The following is a 17458-nucleotide window of genomic DNA, read 5'->3' on the forward strand; positions in this document are numbered from 1 at the left end:
AATTGCCGGCAGGCTACTCTTTCACTGTAGAAGCTCAGGTGCTTGAAATCAAGGCCTATCGCATCTGGCGGCGGCAAATTACGTTAAACTATGGCCTGTGCCGGCACTGCCGGCCTCTCTCATAAAGCATCCCATTGAAAACCAAAACACCAGTCCAGCCGCACTACTTTGTCCCGGAACCGCTCGATAACGCGCGTCTGGCTCATTTGTGCGGCCCCCTCGACGAAAACCTGCGGCAGATTTCCGCCGCGCTGGACGTCACCATTTTCCGTCGCGGCGAGAAGTTCATCGTCAGCGGCCACAACGCCGAACGGGCGGTGCAGATCCTCGAACAGTTCTACGCGGTCGCCAACAAGATCGTGCCGATCGAAGAAGTGCAACTGGCGCTGGTCGAGCAACGCGCCGGCCTGGCGGTGGCCAACGCCGCCATCGCCGCCGCCTCGGCGCCGGACCAGCCGCGCGTGGTCGAGGCGCCGTTCGTCGAGCCCGACATCAACAGCCCCATCCTGAAGACCCGCCGCGCCGACCTGCGCGGCCGCACGCCGCACCAGATCCGCTACCTGCGCAACATCCTGGAGCACGACATCAGCTTCGGCGTCGGCCCGGCCGGCACCGGCAAGACTTACCTGGCGGTGGCCTGCGCGGTCGACGCGCTGGAACGCGACGCCGTCAAGCGCATCATCCTGACCCGTCCCGCCGTCGAAGCGGGCGAGCGCCTGGGCTTCCTGCCGGGCGACCTGGCGCAAAAGGTCGATCCGTACCTGCGTCCGCTGTACGACGCGCTGTACGACCTGCTGGGCTTTGACCGCACGCAGAAAATGTTCGAGAAGCAGGTGATCGAGATCGCACCGCTGGCCTACATGCGCGGGCGCACGCTGAACCACGCCTTCGTCATCCTCGACGAGGCGCAGAACACCACCGTCGAACAGATGAAGATGTTCCTGACCCGCATCGGCTTCGGCAGCAAGGCCGTGGTCACCGGCGACGTCACCCAGGTCGACCTGCACAAGAGCCAGAAGAGCGGCCTGGTGGACGCCGTCCAGGTGCTGAAGGATGTGCGCGGCATCGCCTTCAGCCACTTCAACAGCGAGGACGTGGTGCGTCACCCGCTGGTGGCGCGCATCGTCGACGCCTACGAAACGGCCCACAACCACGAAGCGGAAATCGCTCCCCTCCTCAAAGCCACCGCCCTCAAAAATGTCCGTAAAAAATAAACTGACGCTGTCGGTGCAATACCCCGACGCCCGCCTGCAGGAAAGCATCACCCGTCCGAAGATCCGCCGCTGGGTGCAGGCCGCGCTGTTCGCGCCGGCCGAACTGACGATACGCTTCGTCGACGCCGAGGAAGGCCGCACCCTGAACCGCGACTACCGCGAGAAGGACTACGCCACCAACGTGCTGACCTTTGCCTACAACGAAGGCGAAGAGTTGCCCGACGACGCGCCAACCCAGGCCGACATCATCCTCTGCACCGACGTGCTGGAGCAGGAAGCGGCCGAGCAAAAGAAAACCGTGGAAGAACACGCGGCCCACCTGATCGTCCACGGCGTGCTGCACGCACAGGGCTACGACCACATGGACGACGAGGAAGCGGCCGAGATGGAAGGCATCGAAACCGACATCCTGGCCGGCCTCGGCTACGCCGATCCCTACGCCGGGTAGTACAACCTTGTCGCGTCAGGCGACCCATCCGGTTTCCTGATGTGGCACCTGGATCACAGCCTCCTGCCACGACACCGACGTCGGCAGCACCGCAATGCGTCCATCGCGCAGAACCAGTAACGGGCCGTTGCCTGCCAGCGCAGCCAACGGATCCCGGGTACGCACATAATCCGCCGAGTTATAGAAAAACACCCAACCTTGCTCGATCTCCTGGGTATCATCACAAAGAATTTCAAACTCGTCCCCGCAAGCCGCCCCGAGCTCACGGACTTTCGCCTCCGCAAGTTTCAAGGCGCTGCTATCATTTATCGCGCTCATTAATTCGTCCTCAAAAATCGGAAGTGAATGTATCCATCCAGCGCTGCCGCATATCCGGTTTGGCCATCAAGGAAACGAACTACGCCCTTTTGATTGACGGCATTAAAGACATGCCCCACCCCGCTGCTTCGAATACCAAACACTATCCCTCGCGCCCCCGGACTAGCCGAAGTCAACACCTCGATCACTTTGCTGATAGCGCCAGGCTCGCCAAACTTTGCGCCAAAAAAATTTTCCAGTACGTCGGCCCGATAGGGGCCGCCAAGCAAGGCCGACGCACGATGACCAGCCAGCGTCGCATCAGTTGCGATTGAACAATTGACGCAATTTTTCGTGCCGCCAACTATATTTATCGCGCGAATCGATCCCGCAGTCACGTCCAAGTATAGCGCTACATCTTGGCAAAGGGAGTCCTCGAAAACGCTCATCACGGATCGGTTCCTAACGAATAATCCGTACAGCATGAGCCTGGAAAATTATCGGATATTGACATCGCCCAAAAGCGCCGACCTGCTGTCTTTTTGACAAAAACGGCTCCCCCTCCCCATTTGGTGTATCCTATACCCCTTCGAAACAACGGCTCACGCCTCCTATGCAAGAGCACTCTAGTGGCGTCAAGACTGACGCCAAACCCCATCGGTCACTGTTTGAACGCCTGACCGCACTGATTTCCCCAGAGCCAGAGAACCGCGCGGAACTGCTCGAAGTTCTGCATGACGCCCACGAACGCAACCTGATCGACGCCGACGCCCTGTCGATGATCGAAGGCGTGTTCCAGGTGTCGGATCTGTCCGCCCGCGACATCATGATTCCACGCTCGCAGATGGACGTCATCGACATCTCCAAGCCGATCGAGGAATGGATGCCGCAAGTGCTGGACACCGCCCACTCGCGCTTCCCCGCCATCGAAGGCGAGCGCGACAAGGTGATCGGCATCCTGCTGGCGAAAGACCTGCTGCGCTACTACGCCGAAGAATCGTTCGACGTGCGCGACATGCTGCGCCCCGCCATCTTCATCCCCGAATCGAAACGCCTGAATGTGCTGCTGCGCGACTTCCGCGCCAACCACAACCACATGGCCATCGTGGTCGATGAATACAGCGGCGTGGCCGGCCTGATCACCATCGAGGACGTGCTCGAGCAGATCGTCGGCGACATCGAGGACGAATACGATTTCGACGAGGAAGAAGACAACATCCTGTCGATCAAGGAAGGCGTGCACGGCCCGCGCTGGCGCATCAAGGCGCTGACCGAGATCGAGCAATTCAACGAAGAACTCGACACCGCGCTGCCGGACGACGACGTCGACACCATCGGCGGCCTGGTCGCCAAGCACCTGGCGCGCATGCCGCACAAAGGCGACGTGTTCGACATGGAGGGCCTGCGCTTCGAAGTGCTGCGCGCCGACGCCCGCCAGATCCACGTGCTGCTGGTGGAGAAACTGCCGGCCGCCGCTGAAGCCGGCGACGACGCATAATGCGTTTTCGCCGCGCCAATCCGAACGACCCACCCAAGCCGCAACGCTCCACCCGTGGCCGCATGGCCATCACCGCCATGGCCGGCGCGCTGTGCGTGTTCGCCTTCGCGCCGTTCGGCTGGTGGCCGCTGGAGATCCTCGGCCTGGCGACCTTGTTCTACCAGGTGCTGCGCAGCAGCGACGTCAAGGCCGCAGGGCTGATCGGCTGGGCCTTCGGCTTCGGCTGGACCGCCGCCGGCACCCACTGGCTCTACGTTTCCCTGCACACTTACGGCGCCATGCCGGCGCCGCTGGCGGCCGCCGCCGTGTTGCTGCTGGCCTGGGCCATGGGCTTCTACGTGGCGCTGGCGATGGGCGGCGCGGCCTGGCTGCGCAAGCGCTGGGCGCTGCCGCTGCCGGCCGCCAACCTGCTGGTGCTGCCGGCCATGTGGGCGCTGTTCGAATGGATACGGGGCTGGCTGTTCACGGGCTTCCCGTGGCTGTCGGCCGGCTACGCCCACAACCACAGTCCGCTGGCAGGCTTTGCGCCGGTGATCGGCATGTACGGCCTGGGCTGGCTGGCGGCGGTGATCGCCGGCGCCCTGCTGTTGCTGCTGCACCGCACCCGCCTGCGCGCGGCCGGACTGATCGTCGCCATCTCGGTGGCCGGCGTCGCGCTGGGCGTGCTGCATTGGACCTACCCGGAAGGCAAGCCGATCTCGGTGCGCCTGCTGCAAGGGAATATCCCGCAGGATGAGAAATTCAACGGCGCCCATGTGATGTCGGCGCTCAAGCTGTACCAGGACGCCATCACGGCGGCCCCGGCCGACCTGATCGCCACGCCGGAGACGGCCATCGTCATGCTGCCGCAGCAGCTGCCGCCGGACTACCTGCCCGGCATCGCCCAATTCCTCAACAAGACCAACAGCAACCTGATCCTCGGCATCCCGCTGGCCGACAGCCAGACCGCCTACTTCAACAGCGTGATCGGCATCCCGTCCAAGCTGGGCAGCAGCTACTACCGCTACGACAAGCACCATCTGGTGCCGTACGGCGAATTCATTCCGTTCGGCTTCCGCTGGTTCGTCAACCTGATGTCGATCCCGCTGGGCGACCAGACCAGCGGCCGCGACATCCAGCCCTCGTTCGCCATCAAGGACCAGCGCGTGCTGCCGAACATCTGTTACGAAGACTTGTTCGGCGAAGAGATCGCCGACCAGCTGAACAACCCGGCGCAGGGCCAGAAACCGGCCACCATGCTGCTCAACGTCTCGAACCTGGCCTGGTTTGGCGACACCATCGCCATCCCCCAGCATCTGCAGATCTCGCAGATGCGCACGCTGGAGACCGGCCGCCCGATGCTGCGGGCGACCAACACCGGCGCCACCGCCATCATCAATGGCGAAGGCAAGGTGGTGCAGCAGCTGCCCGTGAACACCTACGGCGCGCTGGCGGCCTCGGTGCAGGGCATGGGCGGCAGCACCCCGTACATCCTGTGGGGGAACAAGCTGTTCCTGGCGCTGGCCGCGCTGTCGCTGGCCGGTGCCTGGTTTGGGGCCAGGCGCGCAAAAAACCAGCCTAAAGCCGCTTAATCTCTACAGGCTCCCTGTAAAACCCGCTAAAATTGCCCCTTTAGCGAAACTGCAACCGCGCGCCCACGGGCTGCGCCACCGACCACACAAGATGCTGACATTTCAACAAATTATCCTGACCTTGCAAACCTACTGGGACAAGCAAGGCTGCGCCCTGCTCCAGCCGTACGACATGGAAGTCGGCGCCGGCACCTTCCACACCGGCACCTTCCTGCGCGCGATCGGCCCGGAGCCTTGGCGCGCGGCCTACGTGCAGCCATCGCGCCGTCCGAAGGATGGCCGCTACGGCGAGAACCCCAACCGCGGCCAGCACTACTACCAGTACCAGGTGGTGATGAAGCCGGCCCCGGAAAACATCCTGGATCTGTACCTCGGTTCGCTGGAAGCGCTGGGCCTGGACCTGAAGCAGAACGACGTCCGCTTCGTCGAGGACGACTGGGAATCGCCGACCTTGGGCGCCTGGGGCCTCGGTTGGGAAGTCTGGCTGAACGGCATGGAAGTGACGCAGTTCACCTACTTCCAGCAAGTCGGCGGCCTCGATTGCAAGCCGGTGCTGGGCGAGATCACCTACGGTATCGAGCGTCTGGCCATGTACCTGCAGGGCGTCGAGAATATGTACGACCTGGTGTGGACCACCTGGGAAGAGAACGGCCGGTCCGGCGCCCCGGAGACCAAGACGCTGAAGTACGGCGACGTCTTCCACCAGAACGAAGTGGAACAGTCGGCCTACAACTTCGAGCACTCGAACACCGAGCTGCTGTTCGCCCAGTTCAACAACCACGAATCGGAAGCCAAGCGCCTGATCGAGCTGCAACTGACGCTGCCTGCGTATGAGCAGATCATGAAGGCCTCGCACAGCTTCAACCTGCTGGACGCGCGCGGCGCCATCTCCGTGACCGAACGCGCCGCCTACATCGGCCGCGTGCGCGCCCTGTCGCGCCTGGTCGCGCAAGCCTACTACGATTCGCGCGAACGCCTGGGCTTCCCTATGGCTCCCGCCGCCGTCGCCGTTGCTGAATAATTCGATATAAATAATATGACTCAAACTCTGCTCATCGAACTGCTGACCGAAGAACTGCCGCCAAAGGCGCTTGCCAAACTGGGCAAGGCTTTCGCGGACGGCATCGTCAACGGCCTGAAATCGCGCGACTTCCTGGAAGCCGACAGCGTCGCCACCTCGTACGCCTCGCCGCGCCGCCTGGCCGTCTCCATCACCAAGGTGCGCGCCACCTCGCCGGACAAGTCGATCCGCGAAAAAGTGCTGCCGGTGTCGGTGGCGCTGGACGCCGCCGGCAACGGCACCCCGCCGCTGGCCAAGAAACTGGCCGCGCTGGGCTTCCCCAACCTGACCGTGGCCGACCTGGAACGCGCGCAGGACGGCAAGGCCGAAAGCTTCTTCTACACCTACACCGCGGCCGGCAGCGCGCTGCAAGCTGGCCTGCAGGCCGCGCTGGAAGACTCGGTCGCCAAGCTGCCGATTCCTAAAGTGATGAGCTACCAGCGTCCGGATGGCGCCACCGTGCAATTCGTGCGTCCGGCGCACAGCCTGATCGCGCTGCATGGCGCCACCGTGCTGCCACTGACCCTGCTGGGCCTGACCGCGTCGAACGTCAGCGAAGGCCATCGCTTCCTGACCGCGCCGGGCCAGCGCATGATCACCATCGCCAACGCCGACAGCTACGCCGCCACGCTGGCGACCGAAGGCAAGGTACTGGCCAGCGTCGAAGACCGCAAAGAGAAAATCCGCGCCGAACTGCTGGCCAAGGCCGGCGCCGACCAGGTGCTGATGCCTGAAGCGCTGCTGGACGAAGTGGCCGCGCTGGTCGAATGGCCGGTGGTCTACGAATGCAAGTTCGAGGAAGAGTTCCTGGCCGTGCCGCAGGAATGCCTGATCCTGACCATGCAGACCAACCAGAAATACTTCGCGCTGACCGACGCCAACGGCAAGCTGCGTTCGCGCTTCCTGATCGTCTCCAACATCGCCACCGACACGCCGACCGCCATCATCGACGGCAACGAGCGCGTGGTGCGTCCGCGCCTGTCCGACGCCAAGTTCTTCTTCGAGCAGGACAAGAAGAAGACGCTGGAGTCGCGCCTGCCGCTGCTGGAAAAAATCGTCTACCACAACAAGCTGGGTACGCAGGCCGCGCGCGGCGAACGCGTCGCAGCGCTGGCCGGCTACATCGCTACGCAGATCGGTGGCGACGCCGCACTGGCCACCCGCGCCGCCAAGCTGTCCAAGGCCGACCTGGTCACCGAGATGGTCGGCGAATTCCCTGAGCTGCAAGGCATCATGGGCACCTACTACGCCCGCAACGACGGCGAACCGGAAGACGTGGCGCTGGCCGCGTCCGAGCACTACCAGCCGCGCTTCGCCGGCGACGCCCTGCCATCGACCGTGACCGGCACCGCCGTGGCGCTGGCCGACAAGCTGGAAACCCTGGTCGGCATCTGGGCCATCGGCCTGGCGCCGACCGGCGACAAAGACCCGTTCGCGCTGCGCCGCCACGCGCTCGGCGTGCTGCGCATGCTGATCGAGAAACGCCTGCCGCTGTCGATTTCCGGCCTGCTGTCGCACGCTTCGGGGCTGTTCGCTTCCGTGGCCGGCTTCAAGGATCCGAGCGCCGACGTCTACACCTTCATGATCGACCGCCTGCGCGGCATCCTGCGCGAGCGCGGCTTCTCGCCGAACGAAATCGAAGCGGTGGTCGCCCAGAACCCGGACCGCCTGGACGACATCGTGCAGCGCCTGGAGGCCGTGCAAGCCTTCGCCGCGCTGCCGGAATCGGCCTCGCTGGCCGCCGCCAACAAGCGCATCACCAACATCCTGAAGAAGAACGAGGAAGCGCTGGCCGCCGCCGGCAACAGCGGCGTCAACGTCGCGCTGCTGCAGGACGCCGCCGAGAAGAACCTCAACGCCGCCGTGGTGCGCGTGCTGCCGGAAATCGACGCCGCCTTCAACCAGGGCGACTTCGCCGGCACGCTGAAAACCCTGGCGCAGCTGCGCGAGGAAGTCGACGCCTTCTTCAACGACGTGATGGTGATGGCCGAGGATGTCGCCCTGCGCAACAACCGCCTGGCCTTGCTGTCGTCGCTGCACGGCATGATGAACCGCGTGGCCGACATTTCGAAGCTGGCGGCCTAAATGGGTGCGCCGTCCATGAAACTGATCATCCTCGATCGCGACGGCGTCATCAACCACGATTCGCCGGACTTCATCAAGTCGCCGGCCGAGTGGATTCCGGTCCCCGGCTCGCTCGAAGCGATCGCCCGCCTGAACCAGGCGGGTTATCGCGTGGTGGTGGCGTCGAACCAGTCGGGCATCGCCCGCGAGTTCTTCGACATGTCGATCCTGAACGCGATCCACCAGAAGATGCACAACCTGGCGCAGCAAGTGGGCGCCAGCATCGACGCCATCTTCTTCTGCCCGCACGCCGCGGCCGACAGCTGCGATTGCCGCAAGCCGAAGCCGGGCATGTTCACGGAAATCTCGCAGCGTTATAAAATCAGCCTGAAAGGCGTGCCGACCGTCGGCGATTCGCTGCGCGACCTGCAGGCCGGCTACGTCAGCGGCTGCGTGCCCTACCTGGTCCTGACCGGCAAGGGCGAGAAAACCCAGGCCACGGGTGGCCTGCCGCCCGGCACCATGGTCTTCGCCGACCTCGCCGCGATGGTCAATCACCTGCTGAAAACCAGCGCCCCGCCGGCGCTGCACGTCGTTAGCTAAACAGTTTTGGAGTCTGCATTGGGTCATCCCGTCTTGTTTCTGCGTTCCCTGATTTTCACCATCGTCATGGTGGTATCGACCATCGTCTGGGCCTGCGTGTGCTTCCTGGCCGCGCCGCTGCCGTACAACAAACGCTTCTACGTCACCGCGCGCTGGAATGTCTTCATGATCTGGTGCCTCAAGATCATCTGCGGCATCCGCTACGAAATCAAGGGCGCCGAGAACTTCCCGGACGCGCCGGCCATCGTGCTGTCGAAGCACCAGTCGGCATGGGAGACCATCTTCCTGCTGCCTAACATGCCGCGTCCGCTGGTGTTCGTGTTCAAGAAGGAGATCTTGTACATTCCCTTCTTCGGCTGGGCGATGGCGCTGCTGCGCATGATCCCGATCGACCGCAAGCAGGGCAAGAACGCCTTCATGGACGTGGTCCGCCACGGCAAGCGCCGCCTGGCCGACGGCCAATGGATTATCATGTTCCCGGAAGGGACCCGCATCCCGGTCGGCAAGGCGGGCAAGTACAAGAGCGGCGGCACGCGCCTGGCCATCGAGACCGGCGCCGTGGTTGTACCGATCGCGCACAACTCCGGCGAGTGCTGGCCAAAAAATTCTTTCATCAAGCGGCCCGGCCTTGTTACAGTATCGATAGGCAAACCGATTTCGCCGGAAGGCCAGACCCCGGACAGCATGATGCAACAGGTGGAAAATTGGATAGAATCAGAAATGCGCGTCATTTCGCCCCACGCCTACAACGCTGGCTAGATGATCTAGCCACGCTGGTCAAGCCGGCGTCGCCACAAGACGACGCCAGCCAACTGGACCTGTTTGGACGGGAGGCGCAGTCGCAGGCCTCCGTCAAGCCGGTCTACACCGCACCGGTATGGTCGATTCCGACCGCACCTGCCTCGAATACCCCTCCTCCCGTTTCGCCTTACGTGGCGCCGCCGCAGACCGCCGTGCCGGTCAAGCCGCGCGCGCAGACGCCGCCGCCGTCGGACCAGATCCCCAAGCGCCAGCTGATGGTGGGCGACTTCGTGCTCGAATATTCGCTGCGCCGTTCGACCCGCCGCTCGATCGGCTTCATGATCGACGACGATGGCTTGCGCGTGACCGCGCCCAAGCGCATCAGCATCGCCGAAATCGACAACGCCATCCGCACCAAGCAGCACTGGATACTGAGCAAGCTGAAAGAGCGCCGCGAACGCCGCGCCGCGCGGCTGGAGAAGCCGCCGGTGGAGTGGACGGACGGCGCGCAGCTGCCCTATCTGGGCGCGGACATCACGCTGCGGCTGCTGGTGGGCGGACGCAATCGCAGCAGCTACAACCCGGCCACGCGCGAGCTGTCGATGGTGCTGGTGCCTGGCGCCACCGAGACGCTGTTGAAGGAACGGGTCAAGTCCTGGTACCAGCAGGAGGCCAAGGTGCTATTCGAGCAGCGGCTGGACGTGTTTGCGGAGCGGCTGGGGGTGCGTTACCACTCGTTCGGCCTGTCGTCGGCGGGCACGCGCTGGGGCTCGTGCACGGTGGACCGCAAGATCCGCCTGAACTGGAAGCTGATCCATTTCTCGCAGCCGCTGATCGACTACGTGATCGCGCACGAGCTGGCGCACATCCTGGAGATGAACCACAGCGCGCAGTTCTGGAACACGGTGGGCCTGATCTATCCCGAATACGAGGAAGCCAAGAACCTGCTGCGCAAGCGCGCGCAGGAGTTGCCGGTACTGTTCCCGTAGCCGCGCAGCTCTGGCCGGTTTGCTTGACACTTCAACAAAGCTGCTACCAAGTCAACAATTTCCAATTGGAAATTGCATATGTTACAATTGATAGTTCGAAAACTATTATTTAACTATTGCAATGAAATTGACGAAACTCGCTATCGCCTGCGCGCTCACTTCTGTCCTGGCCGCATGCGGTGGTGGTGGCAGCAGCACCTCCGCCCCAGACACCGGCCCGGTCGCCGCGCCGTTCCGCACTCTGAGCGGCATCGCCGCCAAGGGCCTCATCAAAGACGGTATCGTCAACGTCTATGCCTACGATGCCGCCGGCAACCGCTCAGCGGTGCCGATCGCCAGCGGACGCACGTCCAAAACCGACGGCAGCTATTCGATCAACCTGGGCAGCCGCACCGGCCTGTTCGTCGTCGAAGTCAGCGGCGACACAAGTACCACCATGGAAGACGAGTACAGCGGCACGATTTCCATGTCCGCCACGATGACGATGCGCAGCCTGGTTCAGCTCGACAGCGGCAGCAACACCACCGTCATCGGACACGTTACGCCGTTCACCGATATGCTGGTCACGGCGGCGATGAGCGCCGGCACGGCCAACAGCCTGACCACGGCCAACGTGGCCTCGGCGCAGACCGAAGTGACCAAGATCCTCGGCTTTAATCCGCTGACCACCAAACCGCTCAACGCCAATAGCGACGCCGCCGCCAATACAGGCGACGCGGCAGAAAAATTGCAATCCGTGGCGCTGGCGGCGATCTCGCAAATTGCCCACGCTAACCGTATGGGATGCGCCGGCACGCCAGGTGAAAAAGTCAAATGCGCGGTGACCGCAACGACCGGTACCGCAACGATGAAAAATGGCGTTGTCAGCATTTCCGGCGGCGCGAAGGATGCCTTGCTCGCGGCGCTGACCACGGTGGCCAGTGACACGGCCGTCAACAAAACGTCGCTGAAAACACTGGATGGCCAGAAGCTGTTCTCCGACGTCGCCGTCAATACCCCATCGCCTGTGCCAACGCCGGTTCCGACACCTGTGCCGACGCCAACTCCAACGCCGACGCCGACGCCGACGCCGACTCCTACGCCAACGCCGGCACCTGTACCGACTCCGGTTCCAACGCCCGTACCAACCCCGGTTCCTACTCCGGTTCCGACGCCTGTGCCAACTCCGGTTCCGACACCGGTACCAACCCCGGTTCCTACTCCGGTTCCGACACCGGTACCAACCCCGGTTCCTACTCCGGTTCCGACGCCTGTGCCAACTCCTGTACCAACTCCGGTTCCGACACCTGTGCCGACTCCGGTTCCCGTGCCAACGCCAGTGCCAACACCAACACCAACGCCAACGCCAACACCAACACCAACCCCATCAGACCCGGTGGGCGAAACGAAAGCCTTGTTCGCCAGTTTGCGCACCAACCTGCAAGCCTGGTCGGACGCCAACAAGGACGGCGGCGGCCTGCGCAGCAGCCTGGACGCGATGAAGGCCGATTTTGAAACCGCCGTGGCGCCGCTGGATCAAAGTCTGGCCGACTGGGTCGTCGTATCCGGTCGCGGTATCAAATTGTTCAACGACTACACGCAGGGCAAGTCCACGGCCATCACCGTCAACGACGGTTCGACAGCTTCCGCGCTGGGTTCGTGCACACTCTACAAGGATGCAGCGGCCACCATCGCCATGACGGCGGGCGATGTGCCATCGGTCACCCCGAGGAGCGTCGCCTGCGCATTGAACGGCAAGATCGTCGAGGGCTCGGAACGCGGCACGGGGTCCTTCGGCCAATACACCCGCTCCGTGATCGCCCGGAGCATCACACTGCTGCCGGTCGCCAGCGGCAGTTTCAGCTACACCGCCCAGACCCAACGCGCCTCGCAGGACTACCTGAAGGATCAGCAAGGTCTCGCCTATAGCATCCGGACACTGGGTGGCCCGGTTGCCGTCGGCAGCGCCGCAAGCGGCAGCATCACCTACACGATGACGGGCAACGCCGTCACCACGGCGCTGATTGTCGGCACCATGCCGGCGCGTACCGATGCCAGCGGCGTTGCGCTCACCGACTACGAAACCTGGCGCATCAATACCGCCACCACGGCCGAAGCGAACAACATCAACAAGTACGCGTTCTCCGGCTACGTCGACGCCATCAAGAACGGCGCGACGCTGGGCAACGTCAAGATCTCCGACGGCTCCTTCGTCCGTGTGGCCGACAACGGCGGCAGGTATCGCGTCACCGAAGGCAAACTGGGAATCGAAGTCGCCACCGCCAGCAGCAAAGTCAGCGGCACTTTATCCCTGAGCAAATTCGATACCGACAAATACGGCAATCGCTATCTGCCCAACTATGCGCAGTTCAGCGGCAGCTTCACCAACAATCGGGCCGAGAACTTCAACGGCGTCATCACCGCCGAAGTGCTGAACTACAAAGCCTACGACAGCTCGGCGCCGCAGTCCGCGACCAATTTCGCCACGGGCAGCGCAGCGTTCAAGGGCAGCCTGAAGATTGCCAGCCGTCCGCTGCTGGCGGTAACGTTTGCCGCCCGCGCCACCGGCTACAAGACCAGCGAGTTCAACGCCACCTACAACGACGGCGCGAACGCGATCTCCTTTGACGGCAACAACTCCTTGCCAAGAACGGTTCACATCGGCAGCGCCACAGGCGTCACGGTCAATGTGGTCGACGGCGACAAGTACTACGGTGTCTTCAAGAACAACGGCCGGACTGCGTTGATCAATACCAGCACCAAGATGATCAACTACGCCGACGGCAGTTTCGAGTCGATCTATTAATCCACCATGCGCTTATTTTCTTTACTGAGCGCCCTGCTTGTGACAGGCGGGGCGGCGGCGCAGACAGCCGTCGCCGACAGCGACATTGCACTGCGGGCCCCCAGCGCCGCTTGGCAGCTGTATGCCAAGACCCAAGCCTGGGCGGCCTACGACGCCGTGCCGATCCGCGAACTGAACCGCGACTGGAGCAGCGGCTACAGTCCACGCAACGGCCGCAACGCCTTCCTGCAACGGGACCGCGTGGAGTTCGGCGTGGAGAAAGACGGCTGGCGCCTTGGCGTGGAGTACCGGCTGGAACTCTCGCTGGAGGCGAACCGCGACACGGTGGACCTGTACCATCTCTATCAAAACCACCAGACGCCCGCCAAGGCCCGCGATTTCGCGGCCGATGCGCATTCGACGCAATGGGCGGCGGCGGGCGCGCGCCTGGGCCGTACTTTTGTGCTGCCCGAGCAGGGCGCCGGCCATCCCTTGCTGCTGGTGTCCACCGCACTCTACGGACACGTCCGCAATCACGATAGCGACGTGTCCGGCAAGCTGAGCTACACGCCCGACACCGCCTATCGGATCGATGGCACGTATCGGAATTCGAACACGGATTACGACTACCCGTTCAAGCCGGAGGCGACGCAAAAATCGTCGGGGGCCAGCATCTCGGCCGCCCTGCAATGGCCGCTGAGTAGTCAGCTGACCGCCAACCTGGCGGTCAATGACTTGTGGAGCCGCATGCGTTGGACCAAGTTGCCGTCGGTGGTCAAAGTCATCGCCTCCGACGTGCGCACGGTCGACAGCGACGGCTACATCAACTACCAGCCGCAGATGGTGGGCCAGAACAGCTTGATCGAGCGCACCGGCGCCATCGGCGCCAGCACCGCGCTGAACCTCACCTACCGCCACCAGCACTGGGCGCTGCGCATCGGCGCCCAGCGCATCGCCGGCACCACCATACCGGAAGCCATCGGCAGCTACGCCAGTCGCTGGGGAACGTTCAGCGCCAGCTATGACACGCGTTTCAACATGGTGGGACTGGGATACGAACAGGGCCCGCTCCGTCTGCGCGTGCGCACCGACAGCTTGCCGTTCAGCGAGGCGCGCGCATTCAGCCTGGAGACGACCATGTATTTTGTGTTCTGATTTTTGTGTTCTAATTAATGCCATGGATACCAAAACAAACTTCAGCCGCACCACCATCGCTCTGCACTGGCTGGTGGCGGCCAGCATCATCGGTCTGATCGCGCTCGGCATCTACATGGTCGAGACGGAATCCTGGCATCTGTACGACATCCACAAATCGATCGGCCTGCTGGTCTTCGTGGCGATCCTGGCGCGGCTGGCCTGGCGCTGGCGCAACGGCCTGCCGCAGCCGGTGCGGCCGGTGTCGCGGCTGGAGCACGTGACCGCCGTGGCGGCACACGTGGCGCTGCTGATCCTGACCGTCGTGATGCCGCTGAGCGGCATGCTCTACTCCGGCGCCAGCGGCCACGGCTTCGGCATCTTCGGCTGGGAGATTTTCCCCAGCCACCACCTCGGCGACCAGGCCGTGCCGCTCAGCGCCCGCTGGTCCGACATCGGCCAGGACATGCACGGCTTCCTCGGCTACCTGCTGCTGACGCTGATCGTGCTGCATGCCGCAGCCGCGCTCAAACACCACTTCATCGACAGGGACGCCACGCTGAAGCGCATGCTGGGCCGCACGCAAAAATGAAGATAACTGCAACACCATTATCCGAATCGCAAATATCTATCATTCGATATTAAAAGTTGCCGTATGGAATTTATCGTGATAACTTCTGCTGCACTGCCGCATAAGGGATAAATTTAATGCAACAAACTATGAAAAAGAAGACCGGCCTGGTCTTGGGTGGAGGCGCGCCGAACTCGCCTCTGATCGCCGGCGCGCTGGCTGCCTTCCTCGACCAGGAAGTCGAATTCGACGTGATTTCCGCTTCCGGAGCGGGTGTTCTGATGGGCCTGCTGTACGCGGCGCCATTGGAAGGCTCACCCCGCGAAGCGCTGAAACGCTGGGCCGATACCGGCGTCTCCGACAGCATCTACAAGATGATGCCGGTGAATTACAAAATCTTCCACAAGCCGGGCCAGGAAGCGGACGCCTTCCGCAACGCCTTTGCGCCGTCGAACAGCCATCCGGTGTTTGGTGCGATGCAAAACGTGTTCGCCAAGGGCTCGGTGCCGTGGACCGACTGGACGCAGTTGCTGATGTCGACCATGTCGCCATCCAACCTGTCGGCCAAGAGCCTGGGCTTGTGCGCGCATGCGCCGTTCCTGGAAGGCGCGGTCGATTTCTCCGCCATCGCCAGCATGAAGCCGGAGTTCTACATCAACGCCTACAACCTGAACCAGCATCGCATGACGATCTGGGACAAGCACGAAATCAAGGCGGAACACGTGCGCGCGGCGCTGTCCTTCCCCTTCCTGTACGCGCCGACTGAAATCGACGGCGAAGACTACATCGAAGGCGCCGCGCTGGAGACCTTGAACTTCGATCCATTCATCGAAGGCAAAGGCGATCACCACGACACCGACACGCTGATCGTGCTCGACATCCTCGGCGACGAACGCCTGCTGCGCAAGCCGCGCAACCTGTACGACGCATGGGTGGGTTCGATGATCACGCCGCTGGTGAAAATTTCGCAGAACCAGATCCGCCTGTTCGAGCTGGAACACAACACCGACCGCAAGACCGGCCTGCCCAAGCGCCGCCTGCTCAAGCTGGAGTTGATGGCCGCCGTGCCGGACGACCATATGCCGAACACGATGGACTGGTCGACGTCGAACATGCAGTTCCTGTTCGATATCGGCTACAAGGCCGCGACGCGCTTCTGCCGCCAGCACTCCACGGTGCTGCGCTACGCTGAAGAGATGGAGTTGGCCAGTTAAAGTTTGACCAGCGCCGGCAACAGCGCCAGCGTGCGGCGCGTGGCGCCGCGATGCTGGTTGGCGAAGGCCAGCGCGTTGCGACCCATCGCCGCGCGCGCCGCTTCGTCGTTCAGCAGGCGCCCTGCGGCGGACATCAGCTCCGCCGCATCGGCGACGCGTTGCGCACCGCCCGCCGCCAGCGCATCTTCCGTCACCAGCGCGAAGTTGAAGGTATGCTGGCCGATCAGCACCGGCTTGCCCAGCGCCGCCGGCTCGATCAGATTCTGGCCGCCCAGCGGCAGCAGGCTGCCGCCGACGAAGGCTACGTCACAGGCCGCGTAGTAGGCGAACATCTCGCCCATCGAATCGCCCAGCAGCACATCGACAAAGCCCGGCAACGCGGCATCGCCGCCGTCCAGCGCCAGCTTGCTGCGACGCTGCACGTTCAGGCCGTGCGCGCCGACCATCTTCTCGACTTCGTCGAACCGCTGCGGATGACGCGGCACGATCAACAACAATACATTGGACGGCAAGCCGGCACGCTGCTGGCGGAAGGCATCGAGTATCAACTCTTCCTCGCCCTCGCGCGTGCTGGCGCACAGCAGCACCGGACGGCCGCCGATCACGCCACGCAGCGCCGCGCCGATGGCCAGCGCCGCATCCGGCACCACCACGTCGAACTTGATGCTGCCGGTGATCTCCACGCGCTGCACGCCCAGCGAGCGCACGCGCTCCGCATCGGCCGCCGTCTGCGCCGCGACCAGCGAGATGCCGCGCGCGGCATCCACCAGCAAGGAACCGAAACGGCGCGACCTGCGCAGCGAACGCTCCGACAAGCGGGCGTTGGCCAGCACCACCGGCACGCCGCGCTTGCCGCATACCGCGATCAGGTTCGGCCACACCTCGGTCTCCATCAGAATGCAGACCGCAGGCTTGAAATGTTTGATGAAACTGCCCACCATCGTCGCCGTGTCATACGGCAGATACGATTGCACCAGCCGCGCGCCATGCCTGGCGAACAGCGTCTTGCCGGTGGCACGACCGGTCGGCGTCATGTGGGTGAGGACGATGCGGCTGTTCGGATACTCGGCCAGCAAGGCGTCGATCAGCGGTTCGGCGGCGCGCGTCTCGCCCACTGACACCGCGTGCACCCACAGCGTCTGCGAGGACGAGGCGGCGCCGCTGTAGAGGCCCAGGCGCTCGCCCCAATGCTGGCGATAGCCCGGCTCCTTGCGGCCTCGCAGCCACAAGCGGGTCAGCACCAGCGGCAAGGCCAGGCACCACATCACGGAATAGAAAATACGCATGGCG

General features: G+C 63.4%; 16 protein-coding genes. 13 read left to right on the plus strand and 3 right to left on the minus strand.

Annotated features, from left to right (window positions below):
- Positions 1–134: 134 nt before the first annotated feature.
- Both RUGAMON1_RS08635 and ybeY read left to right on the plus strand, forming a co-directional pair.
- Entirely contained in the window at positions 135–1214 is a 1080-nt protein-coding gene (locus RUGAMON1_RS08635; protein ID WP_116991575.1) for a PhoH family protein, read from the plus strand.
- Positions 1198–1662 (plus strand): rRNA maturation RNase YbeY, encoded by a 465-nt coding sequence (ybeY, locus tag RUGAMON1_RS08640; RefSeq protein WP_445230121.1) that lies wholly within the window; start codon positions 1198–1200, stop codon positions 1660–1662. The genes RUGAMON1_RS08635 and ybeY overlap by 17 nt, the downstream gene beginning before the upstream one ends.
- Before the next feature lie 15 nt (positions 1663–1677).
- Here the strand turns inward: ybeY and RUGAMON1_RS08645 are convergent, their stop codons facing one another.
- Complete coding sequence (locus RUGAMON1_RS08645) at positions 1678–1980, minus strand: YrhB domain-containing protein (RefSeq protein WP_445230122.1); 303 nt, start codon at positions 1978–1980, stop codon at positions 1678–1680.
- Complete coding sequence (locus RUGAMON1_RS08650) at positions 1980–2408, minus strand: toxin glutamine deamidase domain-containing protein (RefSeq protein WP_445230123.1); 429 nt, start codon at positions 2406–2408, stop codon at positions 1980–1982. Before RUGAMON1_RS08650 ends, RUGAMON1_RS08645 begins: the two co-directional genes overlap by 1 nt.
- Before the next feature lie 164 nt (positions 2409–2572).
- On the opposite strand from RUGAMON1_RS08650, the gene RUGAMON1_RS08655 reads away from it, so the two are divergent.
- From RUGAMON1_RS08655 to RUGAMON1_RS08705, 11 genes are all read left to right on the plus strand, one after another.
- Positions 2573–3457, plus strand: a complete 885-nt coding sequence (locus RUGAMON1_RS08655) for a CorC family transporter (protein ID WP_332853013.1) — start codon at positions 2573–2575, stop codon at positions 3455–3457.
- Positions 3457–5028, plus strand: a complete 1572-nt coding sequence (lnt, locus tag RUGAMON1_RS08660; RefSeq protein WP_445230124.1) for an apolipoprotein N-acyltransferase — start codon at positions 3457–3459, stop codon at positions 5026–5028. Before RUGAMON1_RS08655 ends, lnt begins: the two co-directional genes overlap by 1 nt.
- A 91-nt stretch (positions 5029–5119) precedes the next feature.
- Positions 5120–6049 (plus strand): glycine--tRNA ligase subunit alpha, encoded by a 930-nt coding sequence (gene glyQ / locus RUGAMON1_RS08665; RefSeq protein ID WP_445230125.1) that lies wholly within the window; start codon positions 5120–5122, stop codon positions 6047–6049.
- 15 nt (positions 6050–6064) lie between these two features.
- Complete coding sequence (glyS, locus tag RUGAMON1_RS08670) at positions 6065–8173, plus strand: glycine--tRNA ligase subunit beta (protein WP_445230126.1); 2109 nt, start codon at positions 6065–6067, stop codon at positions 8171–8173.
- 15 nt (positions 8174–8188) lie between these two features.
- On the plus strand, positions 8189–8755 hold the full coding sequence (gmhB, locus tag RUGAMON1_RS08675) for a D-glycero-beta-D-manno-heptose 1,7-bisphosphate 7-phosphatase (protein WP_116991870.1): 567 nt from the start codon (positions 8189–8191) through the stop codon (positions 8753–8755).
- 66 nt (positions 8756–8821) lie between these two features.
- Positions 8822–9514 (plus strand): lysophospholipid acyltransferase family protein, encoded by a 693-nt coding sequence (locus RUGAMON1_RS08680; protein WP_445230337.1) that lies wholly within the window; start codon positions 8822–8824, stop codon positions 9512–9514.
- A gap of 14 nt (positions 9515–9528) precedes the next feature.
- The gene (locus RUGAMON1_RS08685) at positions 9529–10485 is read left to right on the plus strand and encodes a M48 family metallopeptidase (RefSeq protein ID WP_445230338.1); all 957 of its coding nucleotides are present in this window, start codon (positions 9529–9531) and stop codon (positions 10483–10485) included.
- 127 nt (positions 10486–10612) lie between these two features.
- On the plus strand, positions 10613–13270 hold the full coding sequence (locus RUGAMON1_RS08690) for a hypothetical protein (protein ID WP_445230127.1): 2658 nt from the start codon (positions 10613–10615) through the stop codon (positions 13268–13270).
- 6 nt (positions 13271–13276) lie between these two features.
- Positions 13277–14404 (plus strand): hypothetical protein, encoded by a 1128-nt coding sequence (locus RUGAMON1_RS08695; RefSeq protein WP_445230128.1) that lies wholly within the window; start codon positions 13277–13279, stop codon positions 14402–14404.
- 22 nt (positions 14405–14426) lie between these two features.
- Positions 14427–14975, plus strand: coding sequence for a cytochrome b (locus tag RUGAMON1_RS08700; RefSeq protein WP_445230129.1), 549 nt, complete (start codon positions 14427–14429; stop codon positions 14973–14975).
- Positions 14976–15103: 128 nt separating this feature from the next.
- Positions 15104–16168, plus strand: a complete 1065-nt coding sequence (locus tag RUGAMON1_RS08705; protein ID WP_445230130.1) for a patatin-like phospholipase family protein — start codon at positions 15104–15106, stop codon at positions 16166–16168.
- On the opposite strand, the gene waaA is transcribed toward RUGAMON1_RS08705, so the two are convergent.
- Complete coding sequence (waaA, locus tag RUGAMON1_RS08710; RefSeq protein WP_445230131.1) at positions 16165–17454, minus strand: lipid IV(A) 3-deoxy-D-manno-octulosonic acid transferase; 1290 nt, start codon at positions 17452–17454, stop codon at positions 16165–16167. The genes RUGAMON1_RS08705 and waaA overlap by 4 nt on opposite strands.
- Positions 17455–17458: the final 4 nt, after the last annotated feature.

Source organism: Duganella rhizosphaerae (genome assembly GCF_040364205.1).
In the GTDB taxonomy this organism is placed as follows: domain Bacteria; phylum Pseudomonadota; class Gammaproteobacteria; order Burkholderiales; family Burkholderiaceae_D; genus Rugamonas; species Rugamonas rhizosphaerae.